Origin of the sequence: Photobacterium sp. SKA34 (assembly GCF_000153325.1) — a bacterium.
Classification (GTDB): Bacteria; Pseudomonadota; Gammaproteobacteria; order Enterobacterales; family Vibrionaceae; genus Photobacterium.
Genome location: NZ_CH724145.1, coordinates 68802 through 78375, shown reverse-complemented (window position 1 = coordinate 78375; position 9574 = coordinate 68802). Strand labels below are relative to the sequence as shown.

Here is a 9574-nt window from a genome sequence, read left to right as displayed (position 1 = left end):
CTAGACGGAAAGACCCCGTGAACCTTTACTATAGCTTGGCACTGAACATTGACCCTACATGTGTAGGATAGGTGGGAGACGTTGAAGCAACCGCGCCAGTGGTTGTGGAGTCAATCTTGAAATACCACCCTTGTATGCTTGATGTTCTAACGTTGGCCCCTTATCGGGGTTACGGACAGTGCCTGGTGGGTAGTTTGACTGGGGCGGTCTCCTCCCAAAGAGTAACGGAGGAGCACGAAGGTGGGCTAATCACGGTCGGACATCGTGAGGTTAGTGCAATGGCATAAGCCCGCTTGACTGCGAGAATGACAATTCGAGCAGGTGCGAAAGCAGGTCATAGTGATCCGGTGGTTCTGAATGGAAGGGCCATCGCTCAACGGATAAAAGGTACTCCGGGGATAACAGGCTGATACCGCCCAAGAGTTCATATCGACGGCGGTGTTTGGCACCTCGATGTCGGCTCATCACATCCTGGGGCTGAAGTCGGTCCCAAGGGTATGGCTGTTCGCCATTTAAAGTGGTACGCGAGCTGGGTTTAGAACGTCGTGAGACAGTTCGGTCCCTATCTGCCGTGGGCGTTGGATGATTGAGAGGGGCTGCTCCTAGTACGAGAGGACCGGAGTGGACAAACCGCTGGTGTTCGGGTTGTGTCGCCAGACGCATTGCCCGGTAGCTAAGTTCGGAATCGATAACCGCTGAAAGCATCTAAGCGGGAAGCGAGCCTCAAGATGAGTCATCCCTAGACCTTTAAGGTCTCTAAAGGGTTGTTGAAGACTACAACGTTGATAGGTCAGGTGTGTAAGTGCTGCGAGGCATTGAGCTAACTGATACTAATTGCCCGTGAGGCTTAACCATACAACACCCAAGGGGTTTTTATCTTGTAAAGAGAAAAGCGGACTCCAAGTACACTTGAACGTGTAGAGAACAACTAGTTAGATTTTCCCAGATTGCTATTTATTGTCGATGACAATAAATAAACCAAATTTGCTTGGCGACCATAGCGTTATGGACCCACCTGATCCCATGCCGAACTCAGTAGTGAAACGTAATAGCGCCGATGGTAGTGTGGGGTCTCCCCATGTGAGAGTAGGACATCGCCAGGCTTTAAATTTAAGATATTCGTTTTGAACTACGGATATCGGATAAAACGAAAGTTTTATCTCCGTGTGGAGCGGTAGTTCAGTTGGTTAGAATACCGGCCTGTCACGCCGGGGGTCGCGGGTTCGAGTCCCGTCCGCTCCGCCACTTTATTTAGACACAGTTAAGTCTTTAAAATAACTACAGGGGTGTAGCTCCAATTGGCAGAGCAGCGGATTCCAAATCCGCGTGTTGGGAGTTCGAATCTCTCCACCCCTGCCATCATCAAGAAAGCCTCGTCAGAAATGACGGGGCTTTTTTTCGTCTGAATCTTATTAGCTCTACTATGTTATTTCTAACTCTTGTTTATTAATTTCTTTTATTTAATTTAAATTATCATCGAGTTTACTCTTTAATGTATTCTGCTGTTGGATTGCTTGGTGTAAAAGCCAAAAAGGAGGGGTATGATTAAGCTTATAAGTAAAGAGATTGACCTATCGCTAACAATAAAATCTCGAGCTTAGGTAAGATTAAGTGGTAATTTAGTGCTGCTAACATTGATTAATCAAGGAGAGTTTATGCCTCATCTTCGTTTCCGTGCTGTAGAGTTTGATGCAGTGAAAACCTTATCAACAGATCTTGTTGATGAACTTCAACCACTGATGTCATGCCCTCGCGAAGACTTTACTTTAGAGCATATTCCGGCATCTTTTATTTTTGACGGAGAAGTATCTGATGCTTACCCGTTTGTAGAAGTCTTGTGGTTTGATCGAGGGCAAGAAACGCAAGATAAAGTTGCAGCTATAATAACCGCCGCTATACGAAAAACTCTGGATGATAAAGATCAGGATGTTGCCGTTATTTTTACCGCATTAACGGCGACCGCTTATTATGATAATGGCGAACATTACTAATATCCCTTTCTACAACAGATATTCAAGCGTTTAAATATTCATTTTTTATAAGTCAGCTTATACCCAATAGGCTGACTTACTCTGTTTAAGGGTTAGTATGGCACGTTATACAAAAACGAAGCTTGTTGCTGGTGCATTAGGTCTTGGTGCTTTTAATGCCTCTTTTGATATATCAACCCAACCCGATGTTACTAATGAGGTTTTTGCTCCACACCTCTCGTATCGTTGTATGGAAAGCGTTATTGCGCCGCCATTGGATATTGATGGTGAATTAACAGTCGCGGTCTGGAACATTTATAAACAACAACGCAGCAACTGGCGCAAGGCTCTAGAATCGTTTTCAACAGGATCGGATTTAGTTTTACTGCAAGAAGCGAGCTTAAATACTGATTTAAAATCATACCTTGATGATAATCGCTGGACTGTACGGATGGCGAATGCTTTTCGTTTTCTAGATACGCCTGCAGGGGTGATGAATTTATCTCGAGTGGACTCTAAACAGACATGTGCTTATTTAGCGATGGAGCCTTGGCTGCGATTACCAAAGTCAGCATTGTTATCAGAGTTTTCACTTTCTAATGGACAAACTCTGGTTGTTGTAAACTTACACGGTGTGAATTTTGCGTTAGGGCTTGATGAGTACAAAGCGCAGCTAAATAGTTTAAAAGATGTGTTGTCCAATCATGTTGGTCCAATCATTTTGGCTGGGGATTTTAATACTTGGCGTCAGGGGCGGATCAAGGTGTTAAAGTCGTTTGCGCATTCATTGGGATTGAAAGAAGTATCATTTGCGGATGATCAACGTATTCGCATATTAGGGAAGCCACTTGATCATTTGTATTATCGTGATTTAACGTTAGTTAAATCAGAAGCACCAAGAACTGATGCTTCCGATCATAATCCGCTACTCGTATCGTTTAGGTTAAAGTAACAAGGCGAGCGACGAGGTTGCTAGGCCACAACAATCAGTAGTGGCCAAATGATAAGTGTTAATGCCCAAGGTAATACGGCAACAATAATTGCTTTCGGACGATCGAAGTCAGTCCAAGCGCCAACGGCAGCATAAGTGAGTGCAATATACCAAGGCGCTAACAATGGTATAGTGGTCGAAAACGGAGCCCATGGATTGTTTAACGGTAACTTTAATAGTCCATTAATGCTGTTTAAATCAGCGGCATTGGGAAGAATATTTGCAGAATTAAAGATAACATTAATATAACTCGCAATATCACCAATAAATGCAGGTAACATGATAAAGCAAGAGGCTGCTAACCACTTGCCGTAACTGTGTTGATATTGGCCTCCTTTGGTGGCCATTTTTAACCATAATGCCAGTAGAAAAATAACCGCAGTTCTACCTGAAAAATCGCTAAATACTTCTCCTGCCAGTAATACTTCTTTTGTTAACCACGCTTGTTTGACGGATTCATCAACACTACCAAGTTGGCTTTGTAAGGCTTGCTGTAGCCAAGGTAGATTAACGTGATTAAAGTAACTTCCCCAGAAGATAAATGAGCCGAAAATAATAATAATGTAGGGTAAAAACGCCCACTTAGGACGTTCATAAACCGCTGCAAAACAATCAATCGGCGAACGGAAAATATCAACAATAGCAATTAATGGATTTTTGGATGGTGTCATGCTTTAACCTTGCTTGTATCTATAACCAACTTAAGTGTTTGGCCCTGTTTTAGATATTTCTTACTATTGAGGTTATTCCATTTTACTATTTGCTTTACCGTCACTTCGTGACGTTGGGCTATAACACTTAAACTATCGCCATTTTTAACTTTATAGCTGATTGTTTTGACTTTATTGGTAGATTGTCCTGCACTTGTCGATACTTTGTTGCCTGCAACTTTTAGTTTTTGACCTAAACGTAACGTTGATTTAGGTGAAAGTTTATTCGCTTTCGCCAGTGCCTTAACGGAGGTGTTGTATTGACGCGCAATTGTCCACAAGCTATCACCTTCACGAACGGTATGGTACGTTTGAGTAATAGCATTGCTATGCTGAGTACGAACTAAAGCATAACTTGATGCTGGTAGTTTCAGTTTCTGACCAATGCGTATATTGCTAGTTTTGAGGTGGTTTGTTTGTTTAATCGCACTGATTGTTGTGCTGTGGCGAGCGGCTATTACACCTAAGCTATCACCTTTACGCACTTCATAATGTGTCTGACTTACAGCTTTTTTGTGCTGTGTTTTTACTAATAAGCCTGATGATGATGGAACTTTCAGTTTCTGACCAATACGAATGTTATTACTTTTTAGATGGTTAGATTGCTTCAGCGCTGACACGCTAGTATTATTTTTCTCAGCAATGACGCCTAAACTATCACCTGATTTAACGATATAAGTTGTCGTTAGTAGTGATTTTTTCTTATTTAATGCGAGCTCTTTATTAAATCTACTGATTGTATTTATTGGCAACAATAAATGATTTAATCCATTAGGTGCAGTTACACCTCGGCGATAAGCGGGATTCAAGTCTTTTATTTCTGATGTATTAATTCCAGCAAATCGGGCAGCTATATCTAAATCTATTTGAGTATTAGGCTCAACTACAGCAACTGCTTGTTTGTTGCTGATTTCAGGAAGGTGTAAGCCATATTTCTTTTGGTTTTTGATTATGTCAGCCAGCGCATATAGTTTAGGCACGTAACTGCTGGTTTCTGATGATAAATCAAGTGACCAATAATCGGTGGCTTTACCAAGTGCTTTGTTTTTCTTAATTGCACTAAATATGCGACTTTCACCCGTGTTATAGGCTGCTAATGCGTACTGCCAATTACCATCAAACTTATTGTTGAGGTAAGTCAGAAGCTTTAGTGCGGCTTCAGTTGATTTTACTATATCACGGCGACCATCATACCAACTGTTTTGTTTTAAACCTAAACGGCGGCCTGTATCTGGCATGATTTGCCAAAGACCTGCAGCTGCACTGCTAGAGTAGGCATTAGTGTCAAAGGAGCTTTCTACAATAGGAAGTAGTGCAATTTCTAATGGCATGCCACGTTTTTCAACTTGTTCTGTAATGTAGTACAAGAAAGGTTGCGCACGCTCCGCAATGATTTCTAAATTGCGAGGATGTTTTAAGTACCAGTTACGGTAATAACGGATACGTTTATTATTCGGAATGCGGGTATCTATTTGCATGCCAATACGATCCCAGACATTTTTTTGTTGTTGGGGGGAGATTTTCTTTATTTCTGAAGTCACTTTGTCTGGTTGGTTTTCAACCAAGGGAAGAATGACTTTATTTGTCGGTTTTACAACGACGGTATTTACATCGTTAGTATCGGCTTTTTTGGTGATAGGCTGTGTTGTTTCACAGCCAACTAATAAAAGCACGCTTGCTAAAAGAATCCGTGATTTCATAACTGTCGTCTATTTCTAAAGTGGCTGGAGATAATACGTGTCCAACCACCATAGTGACAAGGTCTAGTATGTTAAAACTTATCTTTCCAACGTCGAAGTGCTGCGAAAGTCTCAAGATCGGAGTTATCATATGCTTTATCAGCAACAGAACGCTTGATGCTAGGTTGATCGCAACGCAAAAAAGGATTGATACGTTTTTCTTGACTTAGTGTTGATGGAAGCGTTGATTTTCCGTTGGCACGAAGTCGAATCACTTTATCGCGGTATTGCTGTAGGTGGGGATTACCCTGCTCAGCGACAAGAGCAAAAGCAAGATTACTTGCAGTGTATTCGTGGGCACAAAAAACTTCTGTTTCGTCAGGAAGGGTAGCAATTTTTTGTAGTGAATTGAACATTTGTGCAGGAGTGCCTTCAAATAAGCGTCCACAACCCGCCGAGAAAAGGGTATCACCACAAAAGAGTTTTTCATCCCCGACATAAGCGACATGACCTAAGGTATGACCTGGAACACTAAGCACCATAAAACGTTCACCAAAAATATCAACTTGGTCACCATCTTCTACTGGTTGAGTTAGCCCAGGGATTGGTTCGTTAACCGGTCCGACGACTTTTGTTGATGGAAAGCGGCGTTTGAGTTCACTGATCCCCCCTATATGGTCATGATGATGGTGGGTAATTAGAATCGCATCAAGGGTAAAACCGAATTTATCGATGGTTTCTAAAACCGGAGTAGCATCACCAGGATCGACAACGACACAGTGATTATCTTTGTTGTGAATGAGCCAGATGTAATTGTCATTAAATGCGGGTATGCTTTTAACTGTTAGCATGAATTTCTTCTCCAGCCTTATTCAAGTGTTGAGCAGTACTATTATGAAGCCAGCGCGTACAGTAACACATATTGAAGTGCCTTATTCCTGGTCTAATGTGACCAATGGTGAATGGGCGGCACAATTATTACAAGCTCGAATCGATGAGTGGTGTCCGAAGCTGTTTGGTTACCATATGTTAAAGCTTGGTGGCTTAAGTGCAGAGCTGACCAGTCACCATTGTAATATCCAACATCAAATTAGTGTAGATAAATTCAGTAGTTATCGTAACGTCGAAGCTGAGTCTTTTGAGTTACCCTTTGTTGAAAAGTCATTTGATGCGTGTTTGCTTATTCATCAACTTGATTATTCAACGGATCCTCATCGGTTATTGCGTGAAGTTGATAGAGTTACTGTTGATGATGGCTACCTGTTACTTAGTGGCAATAATCCATTAAGTGTTAATGGTTTTTGTGGATTATTGCCGTGGAATAGAAATAAAGCGCCATGGAATGGAAGAATGTATTTATCGTCTCGAGTCATTGATTGGCTTAGGTTACTAAATTATGAGGTGATATATCATGAGACATTTGCGGTATTACCTTCTACGCGTCACTTAACGTGTTCAGCATGGCTGGAAAATATCTTATCAGAACCCTTGTCTGTGGTAGGAAGTTTGTATTTTATCGTAGCAAGGAAGCGTACTTTTCCATTACGACCGATAAAACCTAAATGGAAAGTGAGGCGTCAATTGGCTCCGTTACAAGTAAATTGTCGTACCGAAGCCTGTGATGAAATGTCGAAAAGAGATGCGGCGTATAAAAAGTAAAACTAATTAGATTGATAACCATCGTCAGTAAACGTGGGTTTTTCTGCCGCGGCTCTAGCTAATACATCGCAACGTTCATTTTCAGGATGACCCGCGTGACCTTTTACCCAGTGCCATTGCACTTGATGACGTTGGGTTTCTGTATCTAAACGTTGCCATAAATCTGCATTTTTAACTGGTTTTTTATCAGCAGTTTTCCAACCACGTTTCTTCCAATTATGGATCCACTGCGTAATTCCTTGACGCACGTACTGGCTATCAGTGGTAAGATCAACTAAACATGATTCCTTAAGGCTCGCTAACCCTTCAATGGCTGCAAGTAGCTCCATTCGATTGTTAGTTGTCATGAAAAAGCCGTCACTTAATTCTTTTTCATGTTGCTTGTATCTAAGTACAGCGCCATAGCCACCGGGACCTGGATTACCTAAACAAGAACCGTCTGTGTAAATTTCTACCTGCTTCATCATATTTGGTAGTATTGCCCTAGATAAAACTTAAGTCTGACACATAAGCCACTATGAAAGCCACTAACCAACGCATTATTGTATTTGATACAGAAACCACCGGTATGAATATGACGGGCCCGCATTATGAAGGGCATCGTATTGTTGAAATTGGTGCGGTTGAAATCATTAACCGTAAATTAACCGGTAAAACATTCCATGTTTATATCAAGCCCGATCGCCCGATAGATCCTGAAGCAATTGATGTTCACGGTATTACTGATGAGTTCTTAATCGGTAAGCCGAGCTATGCTGACATCCATCAAGAGTTTATCGACTTTATTGATGGCGCAGAGCTGGTGGCTCATAACGCATCGTTTGATATTGGCTTTATGGATTATGAATTCCAGTTAATGGGATCTGATCTTAAGAAAACGGAAGATATCTGCAAAGTAACGGATACCTTGGAAATGGCAAAACGCCTCTTTCCTGGTAAACGTAATAACCTTGATATTCTTTGTTCACGTTATGGCATAGATAACTCGCATCGAACGCTCCACGGGGCTTTGCTCGATGCCGAGATCCTTGCTGATGTTTATTTAATGATGACGGGTGGTCAAACATCATTGAAATTAAGTGGCGATAACGAAGGAGATAGTGAGAAAGAATTTGCGATAAAGCGTTTGGTCGGTGAAAGAAAAGGGCTAAAGGTTATCTGTGCTTCTGCCGATGAATTAGTTTCACATGAAGAAAGACTCGATTTGATCGGTAAAAAAGCTGACGTTCTTTGGCGTCTGTAGGAGAGTTATGCTGAAGCGGTTATTGATATGTATGGCTGTCTGGCCGTTATTTGCTGGGGCGCAAGATAATGATCGGATGACGTGGCTTGATAACCGTTTCCGTGTGGATCCAACGATAAAGCAAGTGTCTTTCATGGTTAAACGAGAGCAACCAAGTCGCCCTGTAGTTTTGGTTGCTCCGGATGGAACGAAATATTATTCCAGTCGCCATCCAAAACATGTCTCTTGGTATTCCGAAAATGATCTCGATATTATTTCGATTGATGAGCCAATGGCGGGACCTTGGCAAGCAATTGGACGCGTTTCGCAAGATAACCGAATTACCTTGTTGTCTAACCTTCACCTAACAGCAGATACGTTACCGCATAATTTGTACCAATCTGAAGTGTTAAAGTTCTCAGCAAAACTATTGCAGAATGAGCAGCCTTTAACCGTCCGTGACTTTTTAGACCGGGTTAAATTGCGTGTGTCATTTTACCCCTTTATATCTACAGAGCAGCAACTTGTTCATGATATACAGCCTGAGCCAATAGTGGTGGGTAACTTTGAAGATAATGGTCAAGATCGTGATGAAGTCGCAGGGGATGGTATATTTACTGTTTCTCTTCCGATAACGGTTGAACCGGGTAAATACCGTGTTGTAATTAAATCAATGAATGGTGTTTTTACGCGAGCCATAGAGCAAGAGGTATTAGTTTACCCTAAACCGTTTTCTGCCACTCTCATTAAAAGTCATAAACTGAAAGAACCTCACCAGTTAGTAGTATTGCCTCAAGATGATGCGCTGGTAGCAGGATCGTTAGCCGCTTATATTCGCTATGGTACACCAAATATCAAACAGCAAATTATTCAGCAACGGACATTACCAAATGAAACTGAGCTATCGATTGGATTGCCTTTTGATGGTGAGACGGGGAAATATTCGTGGGAAGGTTGGATCTATGGTACTGATCGGTTGTATCAACGCGAGCTGATATTTCCATTAGTTGAGAACCACTTTGCAGTGATTAATAATATTCGCTCTGAAACTCATATGGAGCTTCCGCCTATCGATAAAGCGGAGCTTGAACGACAACAGATATTAAAAGAGATTGAATTGCAAAAATCCTCACGTGAAAAAACACTTAGCGTGATGGTGATGGGTAATATTGCGATAATCGTATTGGTCATTAGTGGAATATGGGGCTGGCGAGTATTTAAAAAGCGTCGAAAAGAGAAAAAAGAAGCTCTTGTTTTACCCTCATAAACAATGTTCATAAAACAAAGAAAAGGGAAGCGCTAGCTTCCCTTTTGTATTTTTAACTGACTCCAACAATGAAATA

At 41.6% G+C, this 9574-nt stretch carries 9 protein-coding genes, 2 tRNA genes, 1 rRNA gene and 1 other annotated feature; of the genes, 8 read left to right on the top strand and 4 right to left on the bottom strand.

Going from position 1 to position 9574, the window contains the following annotated elements:
- Positions 1-842: a sequence feature (23S ribosomal RNA rRNA prediction is too short), on the top strand.
- A gap of 145 nt (positions 843-987) precedes the next feature.
- The 5 genes from rrf (at position 988) to SKA34_RS18805 (ending at position 2922) form a co-directional block, all read left to right on the top strand.
- Positions 988-1103: ribosomal RNA gene (gene rrf, locus SKA34_RS18825) — 5S ribosomal RNA — on the top strand.
- Positions 1104-1168: 65 nt separating this feature from the next.
- A tRNA-Asp gene (locus SKA34_RS18820) sits at positions 1169-1245 on the top strand.
- 37 nt (positions 1246-1282) lie between these two features.
- Positions 1283-1359, top strand: a tRNA-Trp gene (locus tag SKA34_RS18815).
- A 296-nt stretch (positions 1360-1655) separates the two neighbouring features.
- Positions 1656-1991 (top strand): DUF1904 domain-containing protein, encoded by a 336-nt coding sequence (locus SKA34_RS18810; protein WP_006647102.1) that lies wholly within the window; start codon positions 1656-1658, stop codon positions 1989-1991.
- 97 nt (positions 1992-2088) lie between these two features.
- A complete protein-coding gene (locus SKA34_RS18805; RefSeq protein WP_006647101.1) occupies positions 2089-2922 on the top strand; it encodes an endonuclease/exonuclease/phosphatase family protein in 834 nt (277 codons plus the stop codon).
- 20 nt (positions 2923-2942) lie between these two features.
- Here SKA34_RS18805 and SKA34_RS18800 read toward each other — a convergent pair whose 3' ends face one another.
- The 3 genes from SKA34_RS18800 to gloB all read right to left on the bottom strand — a co-directional run bounded on the left by SKA34_RS18800 (position 2943) and on the right by gloB (position 6201).
- On the bottom strand, positions 2943-3632 hold the full coding sequence (locus tag SKA34_RS18800; protein WP_006647100.1) for a YIP1 family protein: 690 nt from the start codon (positions 3630-3632) through the stop codon (positions 2943-2945).
- Positions 3629-5371 (bottom strand): LysM peptidoglycan-binding domain-containing protein, encoded by a 1743-nt coding sequence (locus tag SKA34_RS18795; RefSeq protein ID WP_006647099.1) that lies wholly within the window; start codon positions 5369-5371, stop codon positions 3629-3631. Before SKA34_RS18795 ends, SKA34_RS18800 begins: the two co-directional genes overlap by 4 nt.
- Positions 5372-5442: 71 nt before the next feature.
- Positions 5443-6201 (bottom strand): hydroxyacylglutathione hydrolase, encoded by a 759-nt coding sequence (gloB, locus tag SKA34_RS18790; protein WP_006647098.1) that lies wholly within the window; start codon positions 6199-6201, stop codon positions 5443-5445.
- A 43-nt stretch (positions 6202-6244) separates the two neighbouring features.
- Here gloB and SKA34_RS18785 point away from each other — a divergent pair, with 43 nt between their 5' ends.
- Positions 6245-7009 carry a methyltransferase domain-containing protein gene (locus SKA34_RS18785; RefSeq protein ID WP_006647097.1) on the top strand — a complete coding sequence of 255 codons (765 nt, stop codon included), beginning with the start codon at positions 6245-6247 and terminating at the stop codon, positions 7007-7009.
- A 2-nt stretch (positions 7010-7011) separates the two neighbouring features.
- Here the strand turns inward: SKA34_RS18785 and rnhA are convergent, their stop codons facing one another.
- Positions 7012-7476 carry a ribonuclease HI gene (gene rnhA, locus SKA34_RS18780; protein WP_006647096.1) on the bottom strand — a complete coding sequence of 155 codons (465 nt, stop codon included), beginning with the start codon at positions 7474-7476 and terminating at the stop codon, positions 7012-7014.
- A gap of 50 nt (positions 7477-7526) precedes the next feature.
- Here rnhA and dnaQ point away from each other — a divergent pair, with 50 nt between their 5' ends.
- The gene (gene dnaQ / locus SKA34_RS18775) at positions 7527-8252 is read left to right on the top strand and encodes a DNA polymerase III subunit epsilon (protein WP_006647095.1); all 726 of its coding nucleotides are present in this window, start codon (positions 7527-7529) and stop codon (positions 8250-8252) included.
- A 7-nt stretch (positions 8253-8259) separates the two neighbouring features.
- Positions 8260-9498 (top strand): TIGR03503 family protein, encoded by a 1239-nt coding sequence (locus SKA34_RS18770; RefSeq protein ID WP_039860920.1) that lies wholly within the window; start codon positions 8260-8262, stop codon positions 9496-9498.
- The last annotated feature ends 76 nt before the right edge of the window (positions 9499-9574 follow it).